The sequence below is a fragment of the Streptomyces sp. NPDC001728 genome, assembly GCF_040297565.1.
Taxonomy (GTDB): Bacteria; Actinomycetota; Actinomycetes; order Streptomycetales; family Streptomycetaceae; genus Streptomyces.
The window spans coordinates 71,133-95,390 of record NZ_JBEOZK010000002.1; the positions used below are offsets into that span (position 1 = coordinate 71,133).

Here is a 24,258-nt window from a genome sequence, read left to right on the forward strand (position 1 = left end):
CCGAAACGATGATGAGGAAGGCTAGTCGGTGGGACTGACGGGCGACAGGGGACGTGAGAGGTACGGCCTATCCTGATCGCATGTACTTCACCGACCGTGGCATCGAGGAACTGGAGAAGCGGCGAGGCGAGGAGGAGGTCACCTTCGAGTGGCTCGCCGAGCAGCTGCGGACGTTCGTCGACCTCAACCCCGACTTCGAGGTGCCTGTCGAGCGCCTCGCGACCTGGCTGGCCCGTCTGGACGACGACGAGGACGACGACGAGTAGCGGGGTCGGCGGGCACCGGTCACCGGCCGGGACGACGGGCGGGCGGCGTCGGTCCCGTTCACCCGCAGGGGTGACGGCGCGCGGGTGACACCGGTACCGGTGTCACCGGCCGGGCACCCGTCATCGGCCGGAAACAGCTCACGCGCGTGTGCACGCACGACTCGGGAACCGCTGGACCTCCACGTCGTGCGCACGTGTGCACGCACGGCTCGGGAACCGCTGGGCCTCCACGTCGTGCGCGCGTGTGCACGCACGACTCGGGAACCGCTGGACCTCCACGTCGTGCGCACGTGAGCACGCACGGCTCGGGAACCGCTGGACCTCCACGTCGTGCGCACGTGAGCACGCACGGCTCGGGAACCGCTGGGCCTCCACGTCGCCGCGCGTCCTCACGCGCGCGTGCTCACGGCTCCCGCGGACGGTCGTAGAAGAGCCCGAACGCACCGTGCGCGACGAGCAGCGCCCCGGCCGCCGTCCAGCCGCCGCTGCGCCGGCCGATGCCCCAGAGCAGCAGCGGCACCCCCGCCGCGAGCTGGGCACCGCTCAGTACGCGCGCCCTGGGGCCGCCCGGCAGATACGGACCGAGGGGACTGCTCTCCACCACGTCGAGCTCCGCGCGCACGGCGTCGCCGCCCCAGGCCATCAGCTTCGTACGGGCGGCCGGGAAGACCCCCTCGTCGTGCGGTTCGAGCTGCTCGGCGCCCTGGGCCAGGGCCGCGGAGCGGAGCCGGTCGGCGCTCTCGCCGGGGAGGAGCCCGGTGGGCAGGGCGAGCCCGGTGCGGCGGAGGACCGCGACGACCCCGAGGAGCCGGGTGGGGGCGTCGGCGTCCGGATCCGGTCCGGTGAGCGGCTCCAGGTCCTGCACGTCCAGGACGGGGTCGAGGTCGAGCCGCGCGGCGAAGGTGCGCATGGCCTCGTCCTCGCCGACGGGGGTGCCGTCCGCGAGCCAGGTGTAGCCGACCGTACGGCGGAATCCGGCGGCGAGCGTGAGTCCGGCCCGGTCGCGGTCCCACCAGAGCGCGACGACCGGCCAGGTGGCGGCCGAGACGGCGAGGGCCGTGGCCCAGCCGGTGACGACCTGCTCGACGGGCTCCCCGCCGTGCAGCCAGGGCTTCCCCTCCGGCACGAGCACGCTCCAGCCCTCTCCCGCCGGGGCGAGGAGGAGCTGTTCCCGTAGCAGCCGGGCCGGCGGACGGACCGCCGTGGGATCGGCGCGGCAGAGCAGCAGCGCCCCGGCGGGGTTCGGTCCGGATGTCGCGTTCATGCGCCCCACGCTAGGCCAATTTGTCCGCATACGGACGTAATTGCCCCCACCCTGTCAGGGGAGAGTCAGGGTTGACTTCACTTCGCCGCGATATATCGTGTCTAGGGAGATACGCGATATGTTGCGTTGCCGAACGGGAGGTCAGCACCATGACAGAGTGGTCCGTCAGCGAGCCGACGAAGCTGACAGCGGCTGAGCCCGTGACCCGGCTGCGGGTCCGCATCGTCAACGGCACGGTGAACGTGGTGGGGACCGACGAGAGTTCCGCCCGGGTGGAGATCTCCGAGATCGAGGGCCCGCCGCTGACCGTGTCGCAGGACGGCTCCACCCTGACCGTGAGCTACGAGGACCTGCAATGGAAGAGCGTCCTCAAGTGGCTCGACCGCAAGGAGTACCGCCGCCGGGCCGTCGTCTCCGTCGCCGTCCCCGCGGGCGTCGACGTCGAGGTGGGAGTGGTCGGCGCCGAGGCCGTGGTCACCGGGATCAAGGGCCGTACGGAGGTGCGCGGCGTCACCGGCGGCACCACCCTCCTCCGGCTCTCCGGCCCGGTCCGCGCCGAGACGGTCTCGGGCAGCCTGGAGGCCCAGTCGGTGACCGGCGCCCTGCGGTTCAGCTCCGTGACCGGTGACGTGACGGTGATCGAGGGTGCGGGCGCCTCGGTGAAGGCCGAGACGGTCAGCGGTGACATGGTCATCGACCTCGACCCGGCCGAGCTCGACGGGCCGCCCGCCGACATCCGGCTCTCCAGCGTCTCCGGCGAGGTCGCCATCCGGCTCCCCCACCCCGCCGACGCCCAGGTGGAGGCGAGCACCACCAGCGGCTCCGTGTCGAACGCCTTCGAGGATCTGCGGGTGAGCGGCCAGTGGGGCGCCAAGTCCGTGACCGGCACCCTCGGTTCCGGCCGGGGCACCCTCAAGGCGACCACCGTCTCCGGCTCCATCGCGCTGCTCCGCCGCCCCGAGCCGGACGAGGACACCGGCTCGACCTCCTCCACCACTCCCACCGCGTCCGGAAAGGTGCTCTGACATGCCGCCCGTCTTCGCGCACGGCCGCCTCCGCCTGTATCTGCTCAAGCTGCTCGACGAGGCCCCGCGCCACGGCTACGAGGTGATCCGCCTCCTGGAGGAGCGCTTCCAGGGGCTGTACGCACCCTCGGCCGGCACGGTCTACCCGCGACTGGCCAAGCTGGAGGCCGAGGGCCTCGTCACCCACGCCAGCGAGGGTGGCCGGAAGGTCTACTCGATCACCGACGCGGGCCGCGCCGAACTGGCCGGGCGCGCGGACGAACTGGACGACCTGGAGCGCGAGATCCGCGAGTCGGTCTCGGAGCTCGCCGCGGAGATCCGCGACGACGTGCGCGGGGCGGCCGGCCGGGTGCGCAGCGAGATGCGCGCGGAGGCGGGCCGGACCCGCGCCTCGGAGTCCTCCTCGTTCGCCGACGCCAAGGAGGAGCTGCGCCGGGTCGGCCAGGAGTGGAAGGAGCAGGCCCGGCAGGCCCGCGCCGAGGCGAAGTCGGCCCGCCACCGGGCGAACGAGTTCCAGCGGGTCGCCCAGCAGGTGCAGGACGAGGTGCAGGACCGCTTCTCGCGGGGCGACTGGCCGAAGGGCGTCTGGGAGGGCCTCTCCGACATCACGGCGCAGCTCGGCGGCCTCGTGGCGGGCACCACCCACCCGAAGGCCGCCGCCGCCCAGGAGTCGCCGTTCGCCAAGGCGCCGGAGTGGGCCCGGGACATGGAGGGCTCCGGTGACCCGGCCCGCGATCTGGACCGCCTGCTCGACCGCTTCCGCGACGAGATCAGGGACGCGGCCCGCGACCACGGAGTGAGCCAGGACCAGCTGACCGAGACCCGCGAGCAGTTGTCGGCGGCGGCAGTCCACATCACGGGACTGCTGAGGTCCCGGCCAAGAACGTAGACGGGGCGGGCGGGGGCGGAGACACCCCGGGCCTCCACCCCCGCCCGCCCCCGTGCGCTCAGCCTCGGGTGGCCGTGACCGTCACCCTCGCCCCCGGGGCCGCGAGAACCCACGCCCTGCCCGGGGACTTGCGGAGGACGAGCGCGCCGCCCCGTGCCGTCACCCGCCAGTCGCCGGGCGGCAGGGAGAGTTCGGTGACCCGGGGGCCGCGGCGCCCGGCGGAGTCGTACGAGAGGCGGTAGACCCCGGCCCCCGGGTCGTACGTGGTGGAGCGGACCGTGCCCGCGACCGCCTCCGCGTACGGCTCGGCGGTCAGCTCCTTGTTGACACGGAAGGCACCGGCGGCGTCCACCGCGCAGTAGCCGCCGCCGTAGCACCACGCCCACCCCGCCCAGCCGGAGCTGTAGCGGCCGAGGGAGGCCATGGCCTCACGGTAGAAGCGGTTCATGTTCGGCAGGGAGTTGTTGAGCGGGCCCCACTCCCCCACCACCACGGGGACCTTGTACTCCTTGGGGTACAGGGTGACGGCCTCCTCGTAGTTCTCGAGCCACCGGGCGGCGGGGTCGTAGTCGGTGCCCGCCTCCATGCCGGAGTTGTAGAAGTGGGGGGCGTAGACGATCTTCGGGTCGTCGATCCGGCCGAGTCCGGTGGGCACACCCTCGCCGACGATCGGGGTCGGTTCGACGAAGATCCAGTGGGACCGGTCGACCGAACGGACCGCGTCCGCGATCCGGTTGTACATCGGGGTGAGCTGGTCGCGTTCGATGCGCCGGGCGGCCGTCGCGAGGTCCTCGCCCTCCCGCAGCTCGCCCATCGGCTCGTTGATCAGGTCGTAGCCGATGACGGCCGGGTGGTCCTTGAAGCGGTCGGCGAGCACCCGCCACATCCGGGCCTGGGCGCGCCGCAGGTCCTCGTCCTCGTAGAGATGGGTGAAGGCCCGCTGGACGGCGGGCTCGAAGTACTGGGAGAACCAGTCGTCCGGGTGGGGAGTGAAGGGCAGCCCGTCGGTCCTGGTCGCCCACGCGGGTATGCCCCGGCTGCCGAACGCGGGCCCGAAGACGTCCTGGTGGGCGTCGATGAGGACCTTGACGTCGTACTTCTCGGCCCAGTCCAGGACGCGCCCGATCTTCCGCAGATAGCCCTGGCTGTACTGGCCCGGCCGGGGCTCCAGGTCGTCCCAGAGGACGACGAGGCGGGCGAGGTTGAAGCCCTTCGCCCGCATGTCGCGGATGTGCTTCTCGGTGATCCCGGAGAGGGCGGCGTCGCCGCTGTTCGTCTTGTCGGTGAGGTTCCAGCCGCGCAGGGTGAGGGTGCGGCCGTACTCGTCGGTGAGGACGGGGACCGTGTCGCCGCCGACCTCCGCGCGGGCGGCGGCGGTCGGGGCGAGCAGCGAGGCGGCGAGGGCGCCGGCCACGAGGGTGGTTCGCAACAAGGGAGGACCTCCAGCACGATGAAGTGAGCGTTGTTCACGTTTTCGCGGTGCGGGAGATCCCATCAGTTCTACTGACGAGTCATCAAGACGTCGTCAGCACGATCTTTCCGAAGAGTTCGCCGGAGGCCATCTTCCGGAAGCCCTCGCGGGCCCGGTCCAACGGCAGCACCTCGTCGACGACCGGACGTACGCCCGTCGTCGCGCAGAAGGAGAGCAGATCCTCCAGCTCGTCCTTGGATCCCATGGTCGAGCCGACGACCTTCAGTTCCAGGAAGAAGATCCGGGTCAGCTCGGCGTGGGCGGGCCGGTCGCCGCTCGTGGCGCCGGAGATGACGAGCGTGCCGCCCGGCCGCAGCGACTTGACCGAGTGCGACCAGGTGGCGGCGCCGACGGTCTCGATGACCGCGTCGACCCGCCGCGGGAGCCGGGCGCCGGGCTCGTACGCCTCGACGGCGCCGAGTTCGACGGCCCGCTTGCGCTTGGCCTCGTCCCGGCTGGTGGCGAAGACCCGCAGGCCGGCGGCCTTGCCGAGGGCGATGGCCGCGGTGGCGACGCCACCGCCCGCGCCCTGCACGAGCACCGAGTCGCCGGGGCGCACACCGGCGTTGGTGAAGAGCATGCGGTACGCGGTCAGCCAGGCGGTGGGCAGGCAGGCGGCCTCCTCGAAGGAGAGCTCCTTCGGCTTGGGCAGCACGTTCCAGCGGGGCACGGTCACCCGCTCGGCGAAGGTGCCCTGGTAGCGCTCGGTGAGGATGGAGCGGGGCTCGTCGGGTCCGACGCCGTGGCCCGTCTGGCCGATCACGGAGTGCAGGACGACCTCGTTGCCGTCCTCGTCGATGCCGGCCGCGTCGCAGCCGAGAATCATCGGGAGCTTCTCCTCGGGGAGGCCGACCCCGCGCAGCGACCAGAGGTCGTGGTGGTTGAGCGAGGCGGCCTTGACGGTGACGGTGGTCCAGCCGGGACGCACCTCGGGTTCGGGGCGTTCGCCCAGTTCGAGGCCGTTCAGGGGCTGGTCGCGGTCGATTCGGGCGGCGTAGGCAGCGAACATGGCCCCGACCCTAGGGTGCGGCGGCCGGACGGGGAACCACGCCCCGCTGTGACCCGTGTCGCCTGGACAGCACCGGGCCCTCCCCGTACGCGAGAGCCCCGCCCGTACGCCGAGGACCCCGCCGTACGCGCGGACCGCCGGCCCGTACGTGGAAGGCCCCGCCCGTACGCGAAAGGCCCCGTCCCGGCGTACGGAACAGGGCCCCTCGAGTGACGTCCGGCGCGTCAGCGGCGGGCGACGCCCTCGGCGCGGGCCGCGGCGGCGACCGCGGCGGCGACGGCCGGGGCGACCCGCTCGTCGAACGGCGACGGGATGACGCAGTCGGCGGCGAGCTGGTCGCCGACGACGTCCGCGATGGCGTTGGCCGCGGCGATCTTCATGCCCTCGGTGATCCGGGAGGCCCGGACCTGGAGCGCGCCGGCGAAGATGCCGGGGAACGCGAGGACGTTGTTGATCTGGTTCGGGTAGTCCGAACGCCCGGTCGCCACGACGGCCGCGTACTTGTGCGCGATGTCGGGGTGGACCTCGGGGTTCGGGTTGGCCATGGCGAACACGAAGGCGTTCGGAGCCATGGACGCGACGGCCGCCTCGGGGACCGTACCGCCGGAGACGCCGATGAAGACGTCGGCGCCGGCGAGGGCGGTCTCCAGGGAGCCGCTGAGACCCGCCTTGTTGGTGAGCCCGGCGATCTCGCGCTTGACGTCCGTGAGGTCGTCCCGGTCGCTGCTGACGATGCCCTTGCGGTCGGCGACGGCCACGTCACCGAGGCCGGCCTCCAGCAGGAACTTGGCGATGGCGACACCGGCCGCACCGGCGCCGGAGATGACCGCGCGCAGGTCGCCGAGGGTCCGCCCGGTCAGCTTCGCCGCGTTGCGGAGGGCGGCGAGGGTGACGATGGCGGTGCCGTGCTGGTCGTCGTGGAAGACGGGGATGTCCAGGCGCTCCTGGAGCTTGCGCTCGATCTCGAAGCACCGCGGGGCCGAGATGTCCTCCAGGTTCACGCCGCCGAAGGACGGGGCGAGCCGGACGACGGTGTCGACGATCTCGTCGGTGTCCGTGGTGGCGAGGGCGATCGGGACCGCGTCCACGCCGCCGAACTGCTTGAAGAGGATGGCCTTCCCCTCCATGACCGGGAGGGAGGCCTCCGGGCCGATGTCGCCGAGGCCGAGCACGGCCGTTCCGTCGGTCACGACGGCGACGACCTGGGACTTCCACGTGTAGTCGTTGACCAGGTCGGGCTGCTCGGCGATCGCGGTGCACACCTTGGCGACGCCGGGCGTGTACGCGAGGGACAGGTCGTCCTTGTCCCGGAGGGGGACGGTGGCCTGGATGGCCATCTTGCCGCCCCGGTGGAGGGCGAAGACAGGATCGAAGGGCTCCTCGGGAGCCCCTTCCGTACTGTCATTGCGAGGATTGACGATCTCCGCTGCCATTGGGTTGACCCCTTAAGTCTGCTTCGTCTGAGGGTTGGCCGCTCCTGGTGTGGAGCGGTGGGCGGGTCCCGCAGCCGCCGTGTCTGGCAGCCGCGCGGGCGCGCCGCACAACGCGCCCTGAGCCCCGGATGAGGGGTGTAAGGATCCTTCTTACCGGACGGACGGCACCGCAGACGAGTCCGTATCCACTCGGTGACACGACTCATACCGAGCGCATCCGGACACGGACGGAGAACGACACGTCACCCGATGTCCCCATAGATGGTTTCTGCACCCGATTGGCGGCCTTCGGCTCGTCCGAATGGCGAGACGGGCAGGAAATTCTTCGGTGGCGTGGAAGGCATTCCGCAGAAGGTCCGGCCTTGATGTACCGGCCTGTTGGTATCCGGCCATCACCCGTTACCCGATTTTGACATCCTTGGCCGTCGGTTTGAGGCGGTCCGAATGGCAAGATGCCGTAATCACACGAGGTCACGACACTCGAAGACGCGTACGTGACCCCACCTGGCATCTCCCTCACACGCCGGAGGAACCCGATCATGACCGCACGCACCACGCGCTGTACGACCGCCAAGACCCGCACGTCCCGTCTTGCCGCGGTCGCCGCCATCGCGGTCGCCGGCTCCGTCCTGCTGACCGCCTGCGGCGACCAGACCGACAGCGGATCGACGAGCCCGACGAAGGAGGGCGGCTCCACGAACGCCGCCCCGCTCTTCTCGAAGCTCCCCGCCGACATCCAGAAGGCCGGTGTCATCAAGGTCGGCACCGACGCCTCGTACGCGCCGATGGAGTTCACCGAGGGCGGCAAGATCGTCGGCGTCGACCCCGACCTCGCACAGGCCCTGAGCAAGCAGCTCGGCGTCGAGTTCCAGTTCACCTCGGGCACCTTCGACGGCCTGATCACCTCGATCTACACCGGCCGCCAGCAGCTGATCATGTCCTCGATGACGGACAACAAGAAGCGGCAGGAGGGCCTGGACGACAACGGCAAGAAGATCGGCAAGGGCATCGACTTCGTCGACTACTTCAGCTCCGGTGTCTCCCTGCTGGTCAAGAAGGGCAACCCGCAGGGCGTCAACTCCCTCGACGACCTGTGCGGCAAGACCGTCGCCGTCCAGCGCGGCACGATCTACGAGGACACCTTCAAGGCGCAGGCCACGAAGTGCGGCGACAAGAAGCTGACGATCCAGGCCTTCGACACCGACGCCGAGGCCCAGACCCGCGTCAAGGCCGGCGGCGCCGTGGCCGACCTGAACGACTACCCGGTGGCCGCGTACATCGCGAAGACCTCGGGCGGCGGCAACGACTTCGAGGTCGTCGGCAGCCAGAGCGACGTCGGCCTCTTCGGCATCGGCGTCTCGAAGGACAACACCCAGCTGCGCGACGCGGTCAAGGAAGCGCTCGACGCGATCATCAAGGACGGCACCTACGCCGAGGCCCTGAAGAAGTGGAACGTCGAGGACAGCGCCGTCAAGTCGGCCACCGTCAACGCCGGCAAGTGACCTCCCCGCTCCACTGAAGGGCAGTCGTCATGACTGACAAGATCAGCAAGGACCCGGCCGCCGCTCCGGCCGGGCCCGGCGCCTCGGGCACCCCGTACGAGGCCATCAAGGCGATCCCCGTGCGCCACTACGGCCGCTGGGTCAGTGCCGTGGTGGTCGTCGTACTCCTCGGATGGCTCATCTACGCCTTCTCCCAGGGCGATGTCATCTGGGCCACGGTGCGGGACAAGGTGTTCGACCCGTCGGTCATCAGCGGCCTGTGGAACACGATCATCATCAGCGTCGCGTCCATGGCCCTGGGCCTGGTCCTCGGCATCCTCTTCGCGGTGATGCGGCTCTCCAAGAACCCGGTCACGGGTGCGGTCGCATGGCTCTACATCTGGTTCTTCCGCGGTACCCCGGTGTACGTCCAGCTGCTGGTGTGGTTCAACCTGTCGCTGATCTTCCACTACATCAACCTGGGGCCGATCTACAAGAACGAGACCGTGGACGTCATGACGCCGTTCATGGTGGCGCTGCTCGGCCTCGGCCTCAACGAGGGCGCCTACATGGCGGAGATCGTCCGCGCCGGCATCCAGTCGGTCGACGAGGGCCAGACCGAGGCGGCGCACGCGCTCGGCATGTCCCAGACGAAGACCATGGGCCGCATCGTCCTCCCGCAGGCCATGCGGGTGATCGTGCCGCCGACGGGCAACGAGTTCATCAACATGTTGAAGACCTCGTCCCTGGTCTCGGCCGTGCAGTACACGGAGTTGCTGCGGGCCTCCTCGAACATCGGCAACACGGCGGGGGCCGTGATGGAGATGCTCTTCGTCGCCTCCATCTGGTACCTCGCGCTGACCAGCGTGTTCAGCGTCGGCCAGTACTACCTGGAGCGCCGTTTCGCCCGCGGTTCGACCCGTAACCTGCCGCCCACCCCGCTGCAGCGCATCAAGGCGAACCTGACCACGTTCAAGCGTTCCCCGGAGGCAGCGGCATGACCGGCCAGCCCATGGTCAAGGCGGAGGGCGTCCACAAGTCGTACGGCGCGGCCCACATCCTCCGTGGCATCGACCTCGAAGTGCAGAACGGCGAGGTCTTCTGCCTCGTCGGCCCGTCCGGCTCCGGCAAGTCGACCTTCCTGCGCTGCATCAACCACCTGGAGCGGGTGGACGGCGGCCGTCTCTCGGTCGACGGCCAGCTGGTCGGCTACCGGGAGAAGGCCGGCAAGCTCTACGAGCTGAAGGACAGCGAGGTCGCGGTCCAGCGCCGGGACATCGGCATGGTCTTCCAGCGCTTCAACCTCTTCCCGCACATGACGGCCCTGGGCAATGTCATGGAGGCCCCCATCCAGGTGAAGGGCGAGTCCAGGGCGGTGGCACGCGAGCGTGCCGAGCGCCTGCTCGACCGGGTCGGCCTGCGGGACAAGATGGGGAACTACCCGTCGCAGCTCTCCGGCGGCCAGCAGCAGCGAGTCGCCATCGCCCGCGCGCTGGCGATGGAGCCGAAGCTGATGCTCTTCGACGAGCCGACCTCGGCGCTCGACCCGGAGCTGGTGGGTGATGTCCTCGACGTCATGCGGGACCTCGCCGAGTCGGGCATGACGATGATCGTCGTCACCCACGAGATGGGCTTCGCCCGTGAGGTCGGCGACTCGCTGGTCTTCATGGACGGCGGCGTGGTCGTCGAGTCGGGCAACCCGCGGGACGTCCTGGGCAACCCGCAGCACGACCGGACGAAGGCATTCCTGTCGAAGGTGCTGTAGGGCGTACGACGCAGGCGCTGTAGGGCGTACGACGGAGGAAGGGGCGGTACGGGATTCCCGTACCGCCCCTTCCCGCGTCCCCGGCGCTACTTCACGGCGAGGAGCAGCGTGTCGGAGGGCGAGGCCCAGACCGGCCGGGCCTCGCCGAAGCCGGCGGCGAGGAGGGTGTCGGCGTGCCAGCGCGGCGAGGGCATGTCGCCGTCGGCGTGCTCGCCGTAGATCTCGAAGCGGCGGGCGGTGGGCTCGGCGAGGGCGGGGTCCTGGGCGGCGGCGGCCCACCACTCGGCCCAGTCGAGGGCGCCGCCGGCCTTCGCGCGGTCCATGACGGCGTGGCGCTGGGCGCGCTCGGCGGCGTTGATGCGGGGGGTGGTGCCGTCGATCATGTGGTCGGCGTTCATGAAGACGCCGCCGTCGCGGACGAGGCCGGCGACCTGACCGTAGAGCGCGGTCAGGGGCCCGCTGTGGAGCCAGTGGAGCGCGGTGGCGGTGAGGACGGCGTCGTACGAGTCGTGGGGCAGCCGGGCGGCCCACGACGGGTCCTTGAGGTCGGCGGTCACGAAGGTGACACGCTCGTCGCCGGCGAAGTACCCCTCGGCGATGGCGAGAAGGGCGGGGTCGAGGTCGACACCGGTACTGGTCGCATCCGGGAACCTCTTGAGGAGCCGATCCGTGATACTTCCCGTACCGCACGCGAGGTCGAGGACGCGGGGCTTCGGCCCCGCGAGGGCCTCGACCATGTCGAGCATCACGCGGAACCGTTCCTCACGGTCCGGCATGTACCACTCCTGCTGACGGTCCCAGCTCTGCTGCCAGCCCGCCCAGTCGGTTCCGGTCATCGCCGTTCCTCCCCGCCTTCGTAATACCCTCTAAGGGGAAACAGCCGTTACCCCTTTCGACCGAGACACTAGCCCGCCGGAGTAAGGACTACAAGTGGAACTGGCCTATTACTCGGATTACGCCGTGCGTCTGGTCAACACCGAGGAGCCGGCCCGCAACAAGGACGCCCTGACCTCCGTCGAGGTGATCCGCGAACTCTTCGGCCCCGCCACCCAGATGGCGCGCCGGGCCACCGACTCCGACGTGACCCGTTTCCGCGCGGTACGCACCCGGCTGCGGGCGATCTTCACCGCGGCCGACGAGGGCGACCACACGGGCGCCGTGGACCTGCTGAACTCACTCCTCCTGGAGTTTCCCGTCAGCCCCCAGATCTCCGGCCACGACACCCTCGACGAGGACGGCCGCCCCCGGTGGCACATGCACCTCGCCGACCACCCCTCGAACGCGACCGCGGGCTACGCGGCCATCGCGGCGATGGGGCTCGCCTTCCACCTGACGGAGTTCGGCGCCGACCGGCTCGGCCTCTGCCAGGCCCCGCCCTGCCGCAACGCCTACCTCGACACCTCCACCAACCGCTCCCGCCGCTACTGCTCGGACCGCTGCGCGACCCGCGCGAACGTGGCCGCCTACCGCGCCCGCAAGCGCCAGGAGGCCGAGCGGCCGGACCCCACCGGCCTGAGCGCGGAGAACAGCCAGGAGAGCGTCACCCCCCAGGACCGCTGACGCCCCGGCGTCAGCGGCCGGTAGCGTGCCCGCACCCGCCCGAGGACCAGCTCGGGCGGTACGGCCCCGAAGACGCGGCTGTCCCCCTCGGCGTCCGGGTTGTCCCCCAGCACCCACCAGCCGCCGTCGCGTCGCTCGATCAGCCGCTTCACAATGAGGAGATCCTGCTGGAGCGGATGCCGCAGCACGGCCACGCACCCCGGCCGCAGCCGGCCGCCGTACCGCACGAGCAGCTGGTCGCCGTGGAGCAGCGTCGGCACCATCGACACCCCCGTCACCTCGGCGATCCCGAACGGAGCCCCGGCCTCCGCCACCCGCTCACTCCCCGATCCCGTCATCCGGCACCTCTCGCTCCACTCCTGCGTCGGCTCGTCCACTCGTACACGAGTCCCATGGTGACCCTGGACTTTTGACCTAAGCCCCAGGGGGCGCCCGCGAAAACGCCCTTCTCACCGAGTAATGTCCCACCTGAGAAGACGATCACGAGGAAGGACGGCTCAATGCTCTCCCGCCTGTTTGCCCCCAAGGTGAAGGTCAGCGCCCACTGCGACCTCCCGTGCGGCGTGTACGACCCGGCCCAGGCCCGCATCGAGGCCGAGTCGGTCAAGGCTGTCCAGGAGAAGTACCAGGCGAACGAGGACGCGCACTTCCGCGCCCGCGCCACGGTCATCAAGGAGCAGCGCGCGGAGCTCGCGAAGCACCACGTGTCGGTGCTCTGGAGCGACTACTTCAAGGCCCCGCACTTCGAGAAGTACCCCGAGCTCAACCAGCTGGTCAACGACACTCTGAAGGCCCTCTCGGCCGCAAAGGCGTCGACGGACCCTAAGACGGGCGAGAAGGCGCTGGAACTCATCGCCGAGATCGACCGTATCTTCTGGGAGACCAAGAAGGCTTGATCTCAGCCTAGGCCGCCTGACCTGCGCTTTCGCGGGTAAGGCTGCCTACCTGTCCGCACCCGGTCCGCAGGCCGCCGAGCACGGCGTCCATGACGGCCCGGGTGCGGTCTTCTTCCCCGGGCCAGAGGTGCGCGTAGATCCGCAAGGTGATGACGGCGGACGCGTGCCCGAGGACGAGCTGCACCTGCTTGACGCTCGCGCCTCCGGCGATGAGCGCGGAGGCGTAGAAGTGCCGCAGGTCGTGGGTCACCATGTGCGGCAGCTCGACGGCCTTACGGCCCTCGCGCTCGGCGACTTCGTTCTCGGCCGCCTGGAGCGCCTTGCGGGCGCCATTCCACTCGGTCTTCCAGCACCGATAGTTGAGCGGCTCACCCTCCTCCATCGTGAACAGCCACTCCCTGGACGGACGTGCGGCGAGATGCGCGAGGAGCGCGTCAGTAACGACCTCGCCGACGGGGACTGTACGCCGGGACTTGGCGGTCTTCGGCGGGCCGATCTTCCCGGACTGAAGCCGCTGCCGGTCGACCCGGATGGTGCCGCCCTTGAAGTCGACGTCCGACACCTTGAGGCCTAGCAGTTCACCGATGCGCAGCCCTGATCCGGCAAGGGTGACGATCGCCGCACAGATGTACGGCGGCATCACCCGCGCCATCGCCTCGACCTGCTCGACCGTGGGCGGGGTGACCTCCTCATCCGGCATGGCGGGGAGGGTGATCCGGCGGCACGGGCTGGAGGCGATGACCTTGTCGTCCACAGCCGCGGTCATGACGCGTACGAGGACGTCGTAGACGTTCCGCACGCTGCCGGGGCCGAGCTGGTCGGAGAGGTGTTTGAAGAGCACCTGGATGTCGTTGCGGTGTATCGCCGCCATGGAGCGGGCGCCCAGCGCCGGTACGAGGTGGAGCCGGAGCGCGTTGTCGGTAATGCGCTCGCCCGCCTCGCTCGCGATGAGCGAGCCCTCCCACTTCGCGGCGTACTTCTCGAAGGTGACGCGGCCGGCGCGCGGGTCGACGTACTGGCCGGTGACCATGCTGGCCGTGACCTCGTCGAGCCAGCGTTGGGCGTCGAGCTTCCGCTCGAAGTGGCGAGCGTGCTCCTTGCCGTCGAGGTCGCGGTAGCGGGCCCGCCATTTGCCGTTGGGGCGTTTCTGGATGTTGGCCAAGTGGCCTCTCCTTCGTGTCGGTTGTCAGTAGTGGCCGCCGTCCGCGATGTCGTTACTGAGGGTGCGAGCGTCCCGCTCGTCGCCCATGAGGCGGAGGCACTGCTCGTGGATGGCCCGCGAGCTGTCGGGGTGGGCCTTGATGTGGTCGGCGATGGCGACCACGGCGCGGTGCAGGCGGTCGCGCGCGTCTCGGGCCTCGTAGAACGCTTCGACGGCCTCTTGGACGAGGCGCCGGCTGTCGATGTCGAGCCCCTCCAGGGGCGGGGACATCAGCTCTTCGAGAGGGAGCTCGAAGACGCGGGTGAAGGCGAGGGCCTCGTCGAGGTTGATGCGCCGACGGGGGGTGCCGTTCTCGATACGCCAGACCGCTGTCTGGTTCATCTTGACGCCGGCTCCGGTCACCCGATCCGCCAGCTCGGTCGTGCTGTACGTCGCCCATCCCTGAACGAACGAACCGGTGAGAGGCGGGACCTTGCCCGTCCCGTCCCTCACCTGAGAGGAACGTCGATGGAGGACTCTACGTCCCCCGCCACCTCGAACACATCCCACAAGGTCGTCTGGCCCACCCCCGCGGTCCCCGGCCAAGGCATCCCGTGGCACGGTCCGGACCGAGCGGACGGCCGGTCCGTCTCTCCGGGGACCGGCGGACAAGCGGACCGTGCCGCTGGTCCGGTCGGCCCGGAACCGGACCGGTCCGCGACCGGAACCCGGACCGGAGTTCCGGCCAACCCGGACCAGGAACCCGGGCCGACGGAAGACGCGCGGCTCAGCGGCCTGACCGACCGGACCGGGAACCCGGACCATGGACCCGGTCCGGAAACTGAGGGGCGGACGGAGAGTTCCGGTCATTCGAGTGTCGAACCCGGACCGTCGGTCCGGGTTGACCACGGTGCTGCGGGGACGGCCCCGGAACCCGGACCGGGGACTGGGGACCGCGAGCGTGCCAGCCTCAAGGCGGACGAGGACCAGGACGGGGCCGCCGTACTGGACGAGCTGCGCGCCGCGATCGGCCGCTACGTCGTACTGCCGAGCGACGAGGCCCTGACGGCGGTCACGCTGTGGGTTGCGGCCTCCCACATCCAGCCCGCCCTCCAGCACGCGCGGGCGCCTGGCGGTGGTGGGACCGACCAAGGGCTGCGGCAAATCCCGGGTCCTGGACGTGCTCCACGAGACCGTACACAAGCCGATGATGACGGTGAACACCTCGCCGGCGGTGGTCTTCCGGATCATCGGCGAGGACCCGCCGACGCTGCTGGTGGACGAGGCCGACACCATCTTCGGCCCCAAGGCCGGCGACAAGGAGGACCTTCGTGGCCTGCTGAACGCCGGACACCAGCGCAACCGGCCCGCCTGGCGGATCTCCGGTCCGGAGCACAAGCCGACCGCGTTCCCGACCTTCGCCATGGCGGCGCTGGCGGGCATCGGCGACCTGCCGGACACGATCACGGACCGGGCCGTCGTTCTCCGCATGCAGAAGCGCAGGTCCGGCGAGAAGGTCTCTCCCTTTCCGCTCCCGGCACTCCGTCCCGGAACTGAACGCGCTGCGGGACCGGCTGGCCGCGTGGCTGACCCCGCTGCGCGGGACAGCGCACCGACTGGTGCCACCGATGCCGGTCGAGGACCGCGCCGCCGATACGTGGGAGCCGCTGGTGATCGTCGCCGACCTGGCCGGCGGCCACTGGCCCGTCCAAGCCCGTGCCGCCTGCCTGGCGATGACCAGGAACGAGGTGGTCCAGGACGAGCAGACGACGCTGAAGACCCGGCTGCTCCGGGACATCCGCCGAGTCTTCGAGCACCAGGGCGACACGGAGGCGCTGCGCAGCCACGACCTGCTCGCCGCCCTGGTCCAGGACGCCGAGGCACCCTGGGCCGAGTACGGCACCAAGGGCCTGAACGCCTACCACCTGGCCAACCTGCCGCGCGACTTCGGCATCAGCCCGGCCAACCACCGTTTCGAGAACGGCAGGCAGGCCAAGGCGTACGCCCGCAACCAGTTCCTCGACGCCTGGGCCCGCTACTGCCCCGACCCTGCCCAGCCGGCACCCGCAGCAGAGAAGACCGCGCCCGTACGTCGAGTCCCAGGCAAGCCGCCCTCCCCTCCGTCCGGGGCGCTGCCCATCGGCCTGCCCGGCGGGCCTGCCGGCCCCAGGCCCACGCGCTGACACCAGCTCCGTATCAATCCGTCGCATCCGTCCCCGCGCAGGTCAGCGCGGGGACGGAGTTCCTCGCCGATACGGATCACCCCGTACCTGAGACCGCCTCCGTACCTGTCCTGACCAGCGACGGGACGGATGCGACGGACGTGACGAAGCCCCACCCCACACGACCACCGGAGCACCGCCATGCCCGAAACGAGCACCGACAACGCCCCCGCCCGCCGACGCAGGGGATTCTTCGGCCTGACCCGCCGATCAGCAGCAAGCTGGAGCGAACGAGCCTATAACGAGGCTTCGTCCGCGCGTGCCCACGCCCCAGGGGTGGCGGAGGAGAAGGCCGAGCGCCAGGGGGCGCCCGAGCCGGAGGAGGGTGTAGCCGAGACCAGCTGCCCGCCCGCACCCGACGCCGTCGCCCCGAGCACTCAGCCGCCGGCCGACGTCCCACCGCCTGTCGAGCAGCCCTCCTGGCGGGATCTCGATGCCCCCGTCCTGCCCGCGCTGATGAACCGCAAGCGCACGGTGGAGAAGCGCGACCAGGAGAAGACCATCCGCTTCACCCGGACCGCTGTAAGCGTGATCAGCGCCGCCGCTCACCAGCGCGGTCAGAAGTTCGCCGGATTCGTCGGCGACGCCGCCCTCGCCGTCGCCCTCGGCAAGACAGGGCTGGTCGGCAGCCCGGAGGACGACCCGGTCCGCCCGCTGATCGAGGCCGTCGAGGCGCACACGGTGGCGCTGAACCGCATCGGCGGCAACCTCAACCAGATCACCGCAGCCATCCCGTGCCCGAGCGCGCCGAGGCCGTGCTGGAGGTCCGGTCCGTACTGCGCCCAGCGACCGCTACCTCACCGACGCTGAGTGGGCTGAGGTCGCCTGCCGGATTGTGCACGCCACCGGCATCGCCCCCGAAGGCGACGAGAAGGCGTGCCGCTGGATCGCCGTGCGCCACGCCGACGACCACATCCACATCATGGCCACCACCGTCCGCGCCGACGGGCGCCGCCCGCGCATCCACCACGACGGACAGCGGGCCCAAGCCAAGTGCCGCAAGATCGAGGCCGAGTTCGGCCTGCGCCGCCTGAAGTCCGGCGACCTCACCGCGCCCCGCACTCCCACCGGCGCCGAACGCGCCAAGGCCGAGCGCCAGGGCCAGACGGTCACGGCACGGCACTGGCTGCGCGAGCAGGCGTACGCGGTCGCCGCCACCGTACGCAACGAAGCCGACTACTTCACCGTGCTGCAGTCCCTCGGCATCAAGGTCAAGACACGCCTCGGCCCCGAGACCGGCGACGTGATCGGCTACAGCCTCGCCGCACCTGGCGACACCAACGCGGCCGACGAACCCATCTGGTACGGCGGCTCGAAACTCGCCCCCGACCTCTCCATCAACCGCCTACGCGAACGCCTCCCCGACCAGAAGGTGGCCGACCACCCGCGGTACGTGGCGGACCCCGCCGACCCATGGCGCCACACCACCACCGCCATCCACACCGCACGCACCGTCCTCGCCTCCGATGACGATGCCGCCGCCCAGGGCCACCTGGCCGCCTTCGGCGATGCCCTGTACAACATCGCCAGCGCCACGACCGGCCCTCACCGGGCGGAACTACGAGCGGCGACGATGGCGTTCAACCGAGCCCGTCGCTCCGCCACCCGCGCCGACCACCAGGCCGCCACCGCCCTGCGCAAGGCCGCAAAGGAACTCGCCTACGCCTCCAACGAGCCGGGCGGGCTCGCCATCGCCCTGCTCTTCGCCACCATGCACCTGGCCCGCGCCGCCGCCAACTGGCACGAACAGCGCGGCCACGAACAACAGGCCGCCGCAGCCGAAGAAGCCCTCCGCCACCTCCAGGCGGGCTACCAGCAGGCCGCCGCACCCGTCTTGGCTGACCTGGCCCGCCTCGCACCACGAGACGCAACCGCCCGCCGCTACGAACAGGACGTGCGCGCGGCCCTCCCCGACCACGCCGACCGCATCCTCGCCGACCCCACTTGGACCGCCCTGACCACCACCCTCGCCCACGCCGAGACCGCCGGCCACAACCCCCGCCGCCTCCTGGCCGAGCTGGGCACCCAGCGGGAACTCGACAGCGCGGAGCGCCCGGCCGAGGTCCTCAACTGGCGCATCACGGCTCAGCCGAACCGGCAGGCCCAAGCGGCTCGCAGGCGAAGCTCCGTCAGGGGCGCCTCGCCCGTGTCGGCCACGCCACACCCTCCGGCCATGGCAGTGGCCACGAGGCCCGGAGCGCACGGTCGGCACCGCTGACCCCGCGCCGGAGCTCTGCCTCCCGGCCAGTCCGGGGCTCAGGCACTTCGCAGCCGTTGCATCCGGGGACCGGAGCACGGCACTCTCACTCACGCGCCGCGTGCAGCAGTGAGCCGAGCTGGGTGCGGGAGCGGACGCCGAGTTTGCGGTACACGCGGGTCAGGTGGTACTCGACGGTCTTGGCACTCAGGAACATGCGCACCGCCACCTCGCGGTTGGTGGCGCCCTCACCCACAAGCACCGCGATCTGCTCCTCCGTGGGAGTAAGGGACTCGAAGAGCCGACGCCCCGGTGCGGCCTGGTCGTCGGCGCGTGACTCGTCCGGGCGGCCGGTGTCGCAGCGTTCGAGGGCATCGGCCGCCTCCTGCCGCCAGGGCCGGGCGTCGCAGCCGGTAAACAGCGTCAGCGCTGCGGAGGCGGCCTGCCGGGCGGGCGCGGAACGTCGTCTACGGCGCTCGATCGCGCTTCTGACGAGCAGGCACTCCCCCTGCTCCAGCGGCTGCCCGAGCACCGAGAAGCCGTGCTCAGCCTCGTCCAGCAGGGTGATCGCGTCGTCCAGGTCGCCGCCGGACGCCCGCAGCACGGCCTGTGCCCGGTGCAGTTGAAAGGTCACGGCGCAGGCGGACGGATCGGGGACGTTCCGGGTCAGTTCGGTGTGGGTGTCGGCGATCAGCTCCGATGCCTCCCGCATCCTGCCCAGGCGGGCCAGTCCGGTAGCGAGATCGGCATGCCAGCGCAGGAGCACGGGGGCCTGCATCCCGTGCGCGCGCTCCGCGTCGCGCACGCGCTCCAGCATCGCCACGCCGCCCGGGACGTCACCCGAGCGCATCAGCGCCTGTCCGAGCACATGCAGGCCGCGGCCCAGGAAGATGGTGTCCTGCTCCTGTTGCGAAGCCCGGACGGACTGCTCAGCGAAGGCCGTGGCGCGTTCCAGGCAGCCTCCGGCGAGTTCGGCCACCGCGCGCGTGTACCAGGCGGGCCCCGGGCTCGTGCCGAGTTCCCGTACGACGCGTACCGCGCGGTCGGCGAAATCGAAGGCTTCGCTGCACCGCCCCATCCGGGCCGAGACCTCCGCCACCGAGCGCAGGACCACCACCAGCTCGTCGTCCAGACCGCGTTCGGCATGGGCGAGCATGCGCAGCAGGTCGGTGCGGGCCTCGAAGAGCCGGTCCTCGAAGAACGCGAAACGGGCCGCGTTGAACCGCGGCGTCACGTGCAGAAGCCCGGGGGGCGCCACGTCCGGCAACGCGAGGGCGGCGGCGAGCGCCTGTTCGGACTCGGCGGGGCGGCCGGTGACACGGGCGGCGATGGCCTTCATCGTCAGGGCGATCGCCTCGGTCGTGGCGTCCCCGGCCGTACGGGCCAGCTCCGCGGCGGACGCGGCCTCCACGCCACTGGCCTCGTGCTTGCCCTTGACCATCGCCGTCCATGACAGACGCAAACGCACCGGAGCCAGCAGCGCCGGGTCGTCCCCGGCGTCCACGAGGGCCCCGGCGAACACCTCGTCCATCTCCGCGAGGGCCTGGCCGGAGAGGTCGATCAGCGCCTGCCGGACCCGGACCCGCTGGGAGGGTTGCGCGTCGGCGCCCAGTACGGCGTCCGCAGCGCGGTGGACGATGTCCGGAAGGGCGCCGGCGGCTCCCACCTCGGCAGCGCAGACCAGCCACTCCAGTCGTTCCGCGTCGCGGTCGGCCGGGGTGCGGTCGGCGGCCAGCAGGTAGAGCTCGGCCCCCAGTGCCCGGGCCCCGTTGCGGCAGGCGGTCTCGGCAGCGGTCACCAGCGAGCGGGTGAGGGCGGCGAAGGGGCTCGACGAGGCAAGAGCCCGGTGCCGGACGCGGCTGGCGGCGTCGGTGACGACGGCGGCCAGGGTGAGATGGGCGCGCGCCCGTTCGGCCGCCGACGCCAAGTCCGCCACGACGCCGACGGCGGTCGGCGGGGTGAAGCGGATTGCGCCGCCGTCATTCACGAGCAGCCCCGCCGCGGCGGCGGCCACGACATCGGCGTGTTCGCGCCCTGCCCTGCGCAGCAGTTCGACGGTGGGCCGGCCGGCCAGGGCGGCCGTCAGGACGGTGGCCCGGGCCTGCGTGGGCAGTACGCCGAGCCGGTCGGCGATCAGCCGGTGCAGCAAGGGCGGCAGCGGCACCGGGCGACGGCCCCCCGGGGGCCGGTCGCCGAAGGCTCCGGCGAGCGCCAACGCCAGGAACGGGTTGCCTCCGGAATCGGCGTGCAGCTTGTTGACGACGCGCTCGGGCAGCGCGTACTCCGCCAGGAGTTCTGCCGACTCCGTGGGGGTGAGTGGCGGTACGGGAATCTCCTCGGCGTCCGGGAGGACCCGCGGCCCGGGGCGGGCGGCGGCGACCACGCGGAACCGGTCACCCGTCACACGGCGGGTGGCGTAGGCGAGGATGTCGGAGGAAGTCGTATCGATCCACTGGGCGTTGTCGAGGAGCAGCAGCACCGGCTCCTCGGCAGCGAGGCATTCGAGCAGCGCTTGCCACGCCAGCCGGCTCTCGCGCGGCTCCGGGCCGCCCCGGGACGCGCCGTCGTGCACCCGCAGTGCTGTGGCGTCCACCGCCGCCCGCAGCCGTTCCGGGATCTGGCGGACGAAGCGGTGGGGGATCTGCCGCAGCAGATCGGCCAGTGCCGTGCCGGCCATCCATCTGTCGTGCTCGGCACCGATGACCTGAAGCACCCGACCGCCCGCATGGCAGGCCGCCACGGCCAGGGCATCGAGTACGGCGCTCTTGCCGATGCCGCTCGGACCGGTGAGAAGCACCCGGTGTCCGGCTGCTACGCGCGCCTCGACAGATACCAGCAGCTCCGTCCTGCCGATGAGAAACGGCCCGCCCGCGGGGCCGTTGAGCGAGTGCAGGGCGTGTTCAGTCATATGGCCCGCCCTCTTGGTTCCGGCGTCAGCAGGTCTGCCGGATGACCATAACCACTGGTGGTGGGGGGTGCAATGGTCGGTGAACGCGAAGCGTCCGGTGCCCGCGGACGCGGGCACCGGACGCTGGGGAGGCCGTCAGGGACTCAAACGCCCCTGACTGATCCGGCCTACGGCTGGAAGTCCGCGACGTCCACCGTGATGTCGTCGAGCAGGAAGAAGGTCGGGAGGCTGGAGTCCTCGGTGCCGACGAAGCGGATCATCACGGTCCGGTCCGCGAACGCTGACAGGTCGGCGCTGTGCCGGACGTAGCCGGCCGACTGCTCGATGTTGGTGTGCGTCTTCAGGGTGCCGAGCAGCGTCCCGTCAACGGACCAGACCTGGACCCGGAGGAAGTCCCAGGCGCGGGTGTTGCCCTCCTTGCTGGCCACGCGCAGCGAGTAGTTGAGCGTGGCGGGCCCGCAGCCCGCGGGGATGCGGACGTTCTGGGAGAACCTGTCCATGCCCGTGGTGCCACGGCCGTTGAGCGACGCGTACCACTGGCCCGTGTGGGGGGTGTAGGTCGTCGTGTCGTTGGTGATCAGGGACACGGGGCTGGCCGTCCAGCCAGTGGCGCCCTCCTCGAAACCGGGGTTGGCCAGCTTCTGCCCGCTCTCGCAGGGGCCGCCGCTCACGACGAGCGTGTAGGAGGCGGCGCGCCTGGTGGAGGGAGTAGTGGCGATGACCCGGATCTCGTAGGTGCCGTTGGGGGTCTCGGGTGTGGTGGCGATGGTCATGGTCGAGGTGCCGCCCGCGGTGACCGACGCGGGGCTGAACGTCACTGTGGCGTTCGCCGGCGTGCCCAGGGCCGTGAGCGTGATGCTCTCGGCCACACCCCGCGTGACGGCGGTCGTGATGTCGGTGGTGACGGACTGGCCGACGGTCACGGCGCCCGAGGAGGACCCCAGCGACAGCGAGAAGTCGTTGGCGACGTTGGAGGCCGTCGTGTGCAGCAGCTTGTTGGGCGAGCCGAGTCCGGGCTGGTTGACGGCGCCGGTGGTGGCCTCGTTGATCATCGCGTCCCGGACCTGCTGCGGCGTCCAGGTGGGGTTCTGCGCGACGATCAGGGCAGCGTCACCCGCGACGTGGGGGGACGCCATCGAGGTGCCGTTGATGGTGCTGGTGGCCGTGTCGTCGGTGTTCCAGGCCGAGGTGATGGTGCTGCCGGGCGCGAAGATGTCCAGGCAGGGACCGAAGTTGGAGTAGGACGCGCGCGTGTCCAACGCGGAGGTCGTGGCGCCGACGGTGATCACCGAGGGCTCGGAGGCGGGCGAGCTGTTGCAGGCATCGACGTTGCTGTTGCCGGCCGCGACCGCGTAGGTGATGCCTGCGGCCGTCGACCGGGCCACGGCGTCGTTCATGGCCACGCTGAACGAACCGCCCAGGCTCATGTTGGCCACGGCGGGCTTGACCGCGTTGGTGGTCACCCAGTCGATACCCGCGACGACACCCGCGGTCGTGCCGCTGCCCGAGCAGTTGAGCACCTTGACGGCAACGAGCTGCACGCCCTTGGCGACACCGTACTTGCCGCCGCCGGTGGTGCCGGCGACGTGGGTGCCATGACCGTTGCAGTCGGATTCGACTCCGTCACCGGAGGTGTTGATGCCCCAGGTGGCCCGGCCGCCGAAGTCGGTGTGGGTGGTCCGGATGCCCGTGTCGACGATGTAGGCGTGGACGTTGGAGGCCAAGGCCGGGTACGTGTATGAGGAGTCCAGCGGCAGGCCGGTCTGGTCGATCCGGTCCAGACCCCAGGACGGCGGGTCGACCTGGACATCGCCGGGGCCAGGGCCCGTGCCCGGGTCCGTCGGGGTCGGGTCCGTCGGGGTCGGCGTCGGGTCCGTCGGGGTCGGCGTCGGGTCCGTCGGCGTCGGCGTCGGGTCCGTCGGCGTCGGCGTCGGGTCCGTCGGCGTCGGCGTCGGCGTCGGCGTCGGGGTCGGCTTGGGCTTGGGGCCCCGGCCGTTGCCCTGCGCCGACGCGCCGGGCTCGATCAGGCTGATGATCTGGTTGACCTCGACCCGGGCGACGGCTGGGTCGGCGGCCAGCGCGCGAGCGTCGTCCTCGCTCATGTTGACGGAGAAGCCCTTGAGCGCCTCGTGGTAGACGTGCTTGACCTTGCCCTTGTGCTTCTTCGCGAGGCGGTCGGCGCTGGACGCCGGGCTCTGGCCGTCCTTGAGAGTCACGATGTAGCTGTCGGCGATGCGCTCGGGCGCGTCGAGGCCCTGGATCGCGATGGTGCTGCGTGGCGCCGGGTCGACTGGGGCCGCCGACGCCAGTGATGCCACACCGACCGTCGTCACCGCGAGGGCGGTGGCGACTGCGGTCGACAGAAGGACACCCTGCAGGGTTCTCCGTGAAGGATTTGGTGACTTGCGCATGACAAGACCTCGGGATCTCTGGTGCCCGGCACCGTGTGCCTGCGAGCTGCTAGTGGGGAGCACCGCCTCGCCCCTTCAGGAGGGGAAGCGGTGCCGATCACCCTAGGGACTCGGCCCCTCGGGGGAATCAGGGAAATCCCCTGCATGCCTCAGGGGGTCCGGGAGTGCCACTCGGTCACGCCCTGCCGGCCTCCAGCGGGACACACACGCGAGACGGTGTCCCTGCTCGGGACAGCAGGGACACCGTCTCTATGCCTTCGGGTACGGGAAACGGGGATTGTCGGGTCGTAGAGCCGGTCAGCACGGCGGAGTGGCTGATC

Annotated in this window: 18 protein-coding genes and 3 pseudogenes; 11 read left to right on the forward strand and 10 right to left on the reverse strand. The window is 70.9% G+C overall.

Annotated elements, in window-relative coordinates; all coding sequences use genetic code 11:
* Positions 1-80: 80 nt before the first annotated feature.
* Entirely contained in the window at positions 81-266 is a 186-nt protein-coding gene (locus tag ABT154_RS03205; protein WP_024761804.1) for a DUF6104 family protein, read from the forward strand.
* 403 nt (positions 267-669) lie between these two features.
* On the opposite strand, the gene ABT154_RS03210 is transcribed toward ABT154_RS03205, so the two are convergent.
* The gene (locus tag ABT154_RS03210; protein ID WP_351852202.1) at positions 670-1,530 is read right to left on the reverse strand and encodes a hypothetical protein; all 861 of its coding nucleotides are present in this window, start codon (positions 1,528-1,530) and stop codon (positions 670-672) included.
* 149 nt (positions 1,531-1,679) lie between these two features.
* Between ABT154_RS03210 and ABT154_RS03215 the strand changes: the two genes are divergently transcribed.
* Positions 1,680-2,555 carry a DUF4097 family beta strand repeat-containing protein gene (locus ABT154_RS03215; protein ID WP_351852204.1) on the forward strand — a complete coding sequence of 292 codons (876 nt, stop codon included), beginning with the start codon at positions 1,680-1,682 and terminating at the stop codon, positions 2,553-2,555.
* 1 nt (position 2,556) lies between these two features.
* Positions 2,557-3,444: a PadR family transcriptional regulator gene (locus ABT154_RS03220; RefSeq protein WP_351852206.1), complete on the forward strand. Its 888-nt coding sequence runs from the start codon at positions 2,557-2,559 to the stop codon at positions 3,442-3,444.
* A 58-nt stretch (positions 3,445-3,502) separates the two neighbouring features.
* Here ABT154_RS03220 and ABT154_RS03225 read toward each other — a convergent pair whose 3' ends face one another.
* The 3 genes from ABT154_RS03225 to ABT154_RS03235 all read right to left on the reverse strand — a co-directional run bounded on the left by ABT154_RS03225 (position 3,503) and on the right by ABT154_RS03235 (position 7,357).
* On the reverse strand, positions 3,503-4,876 hold the full coding sequence (locus tag ABT154_RS03225; RefSeq protein WP_351852208.1) for a cellulase family glycosylhydrolase: 1,374 nt from the start codon (positions 4,874-4,876) through the stop codon (positions 3,503-3,505).
* 82 nt (positions 4,877-4,958) lie between these two features.
* The gene (locus ABT154_RS03230) at positions 4,959-5,924 is read right to left on the reverse strand and encodes a zinc-binding dehydrogenase (protein ID WP_351852210.1); all 966 of its coding nucleotides are present in this window, start codon (positions 5,922-5,924) and stop codon (positions 4,959-4,961) included.
* A gap of 224 nt (positions 5,925-6,148) precedes the next feature.
* Positions 6,149-7,357: an NAD(P)-dependent malic enzyme gene (locus tag ABT154_RS03235; RefSeq protein ID WP_332436174.1), complete on the reverse strand. Its 1,209-nt coding sequence runs from the start codon at positions 7,355-7,357 to the stop codon at positions 6,149-6,151.
* A gap of 539 nt (positions 7,358-7,896) precedes the next feature.
* Here ABT154_RS03235 and ABT154_RS03240 point away from each other — a divergent pair.
* From ABT154_RS03240 to ABT154_RS03250, 3 genes are read left to right on the forward strand one after another with little or no spacing between them, the layout of a single operon-like run.
* Positions 7,897-8,859: an ABC transporter substrate-binding protein gene (locus tag ABT154_RS03240; RefSeq protein WP_351852212.1), complete on the forward strand. Its 963-nt coding sequence runs from the start codon at positions 7,897-7,899 to the stop codon at positions 8,857-8,859.
* A 29-nt stretch (positions 8,860-8,888) separates the two neighbouring features.
* The gene (locus tag ABT154_RS03245; RefSeq protein ID WP_351852214.1) at positions 8,889-9,839 is read left to right on the forward strand and encodes an amino acid ABC transporter permease; all 951 of its coding nucleotides are present in this window, start codon (positions 8,889-8,891) and stop codon (positions 9,837-9,839) included.
* Positions 9,836-10,603 carry an amino acid ABC transporter ATP-binding protein gene (locus ABT154_RS03250; RefSeq protein ID WP_351852216.1) on the forward strand — a complete coding sequence of 256 codons (768 nt, stop codon included), beginning with the start codon at positions 9,836-9,838 and terminating at the stop codon, positions 10,601-10,603. Before ABT154_RS03245 ends, ABT154_RS03250 begins: the two co-directional genes overlap by 4 nt.
* An 86-nt stretch (positions 10,604-10,689) precedes the next feature.
* On the opposite strand, the gene ABT154_RS03255 is transcribed toward ABT154_RS03250, so the two are convergent.
* Positions 10,690-11,439 carry a class I SAM-dependent methyltransferase gene (locus ABT154_RS03255; protein ID WP_351852218.1) on the reverse strand — a complete coding sequence of 250 codons (750 nt, stop codon included), beginning with the start codon at positions 11,437-11,439 and terminating at the stop codon, positions 10,690-10,692.
* Positions 11,440-11,533: 94 nt separating this feature from the next.
* Here ABT154_RS03255 and ABT154_RS03260 point away from each other — a divergent pair, with 94 nt between their 5' ends.
* Positions 11,534-12,163, forward strand: coding sequence for a CGNR zinc finger domain-containing protein (locus ABT154_RS03260; RefSeq protein ID WP_351852221.1), 630 nt, complete (start codon positions 11,534-11,536; stop codon positions 12,161-12,163).
* Here ABT154_RS03260 and sodX read toward each other — a convergent pair.
* A complete protein-coding gene (gene sodX / locus ABT154_RS03265) occupies positions 12,067-12,501 on the reverse strand; it encodes a nickel-type superoxide dismutase maturation protease (RefSeq protein ID WP_351852224.1) in 435 nt (144 codons plus the stop codon). The two genes, ABT154_RS03260 and sodX, sit on opposite strands and share 97 nt — an antisense overlap.
* A gap of 162 nt (positions 12,502-12,663) precedes the next feature.
* Between sodX and sodN the strand changes: the two genes are divergently transcribed.
* On the forward strand, positions 12,664-13,059 hold the full coding sequence (sodN, locus tag ABT154_RS03270; protein WP_030320908.1) for a superoxide dismutase, Ni: 396 nt from the start codon (positions 12,664-12,666) through the stop codon (positions 13,057-13,059).
* Positions 13,060-13,066: 7 nt separating this feature from the next.
* Here sodN and ABT154_RS03275 read toward each other — a convergent pair whose 3' ends face one another.
* A complete protein-coding gene (locus tag ABT154_RS03275; protein ID WP_351852227.1) occupies positions 13,067-14,221 on the reverse strand; it encodes a tyrosine-type recombinase/integrase in 1,155 nt (384 codons plus the stop codon).
* A 24-nt stretch (positions 14,222-14,245) separates the two neighbouring features.
* Positions 14,246-14,713 carry an XRE family transcriptional regulator gene (locus tag ABT154_RS03280; RefSeq protein ID WP_502969430.1) on the reverse strand — a complete coding sequence of 156 codons (468 nt, stop codon included), beginning with the start codon at positions 14,711-14,713 and terminating at the stop codon, positions 14,246-14,248.
* 501 nt (positions 14,714-15,214) lie between these two features.
* Between ABT154_RS03280 and ABT154_RS03285 the strand changes: the two are divergent.
* The 3 pseudogenes from ABT154_RS03285 to ABT154_RS03295 all read left to right on the forward strand — a co-directional run.
* A pseudogene (locus ABT154_RS03285) lies at positions 15,215-16,383 on the forward strand (DUF3631 domain-containing protein).
* A gap of 315 nt (positions 16,384-16,698) precedes the next feature.
* A pseudogene (locus tag ABT154_RS03290) lies at positions 16,699-17,186 on the forward strand (hypothetical protein); the annotation flags it as partial.
* Between the two features lie 2 nt (positions 17,187-17,188).
* Positions 17,189-18,640: pseudogene (locus tag ABT154_RS03295) on the forward strand (relaxase/mobilization nuclease domain-containing protein); the annotation flags it as partial.
* An 85-nt stretch (positions 18,641-18,725) separates the two neighbouring features.
* Here ABT154_RS03295 and ABT154_RS03300 read toward each other — a convergent pair.
* Both ABT154_RS03300 and ABT154_RS33890 read right to left on the reverse strand, forming a co-directional pair.
* Positions 18,726-21,527, reverse strand: coding sequence for a helix-turn-helix transcriptional regulator (locus ABT154_RS03300; protein ID WP_351852229.1), 2,802 nt, complete (start codon positions 21,525-21,527; stop codon positions 18,726-18,728).
* Between the two features lie 167 nt (positions 21,528-21,694).
* Positions 21,695-23,845 carry a S8 family serine peptidase gene (locus tag ABT154_RS33890; protein WP_502969431.1) on the reverse strand — a complete coding sequence of 717 codons (2,151 nt, stop codon included), beginning with the start codon at positions 23,843-23,845 and terminating at the stop codon, positions 21,695-21,697.
* Positions 23,846-24,258: the final 413 nt, after the last annotated feature.

What these genes read in the sequence shown, in the direction of transcription:
- ABT154_RS03205 (WP_024761804.1), top strand. Translation starts at nt 81, where the DNA reads ATGTACTTCACCGACCGTGGCATCGAGGAACTGGAGAAGCGGCGAGGC.
- ABT154_RS03210 (WP_351852202.1), bottom strand. Translation starts at nt 1,530, where the DNA reads ATGAACGCGACATCCGGACCGAACCCCGCCGGGGCGCTGCTGCTCTGC.
- ABT154_RS03215 (WP_351852204.1), top strand. Translation starts at nt 1,680, where the DNA reads ATGACAGAGTGGTCCGTCAGCGAGCCGACGAAGCTGACAGCGGCTGAG.
- ABT154_RS03220 (WP_351852206.1), top strand. Translation starts at nt 2,557, where the DNA reads ATGCCGCCCGTCTTCGCGCACGGCCGCCTCCGCCTGTATCTGCTCAAG.
- ABT154_RS03230 (WP_351852210.1), bottom strand. Translation starts at nt 5,924, where the DNA reads ATGTTCGCTGCCTACGCCGCCCGAATCGACCGCGACCAGCCCCTGAAC.
- ABT154_RS03235 (WP_332436174.1), bottom strand. Translation starts at nt 7,357, where the DNA reads ATGGCAGCGGAGATCGTCAATCCTCGCAATGACAGTACGGAAGGGGCT.
- ABT154_RS03240 (WP_351852212.1), top strand. Translation starts at nt 7,897, where the DNA reads ATGACCGCACGCACCACGCGCTGTACGACCGCCAAGACCCGCACGTCC.
- ABT154_RS03245 (WP_351852214.1), top strand. Translation starts at nt 8,889, where the DNA reads ATGACTGACAAGATCAGCAAGGACCCGGCCGCCGCTCCGGCCGGGCCC.
- ABT154_RS03250 (WP_351852216.1), top strand. Translation starts at nt 9,836, where the DNA reads ATGACCGGCCAGCCCATGGTCAAGGCGGAGGGCGTCCACAAGTCGTAC.
- ABT154_RS03255 (WP_351852218.1), bottom strand. Translation starts at nt 11,439, where the DNA reads ATGACCGGAACCGACTGGGCGGGCTGGCAGCAGAGCTGGGACCGTCAG.
- sodX (WP_351852224.1), bottom strand. Translation starts at nt 12,501, where the DNA reads ATGACGGGATCGGGGAGTGAGCGGGTGGCGGAGGCCGGGGCTCCGTTC.
- sodN (WP_030320908.1), top strand. Translation starts at nt 12,664, where the DNA reads ATGCTCTCCCGCCTGTTTGCCCCCAAGGTGAAGGTCAGCGCCCACTGC.
- ABT154_RS03300 (WP_351852229.1), bottom strand. Translation starts at nt 21,527, where the DNA reads ATGACTGAACACGCCCTGCACTCGCTCAACGGCCCCGCGGGCGGGCCG.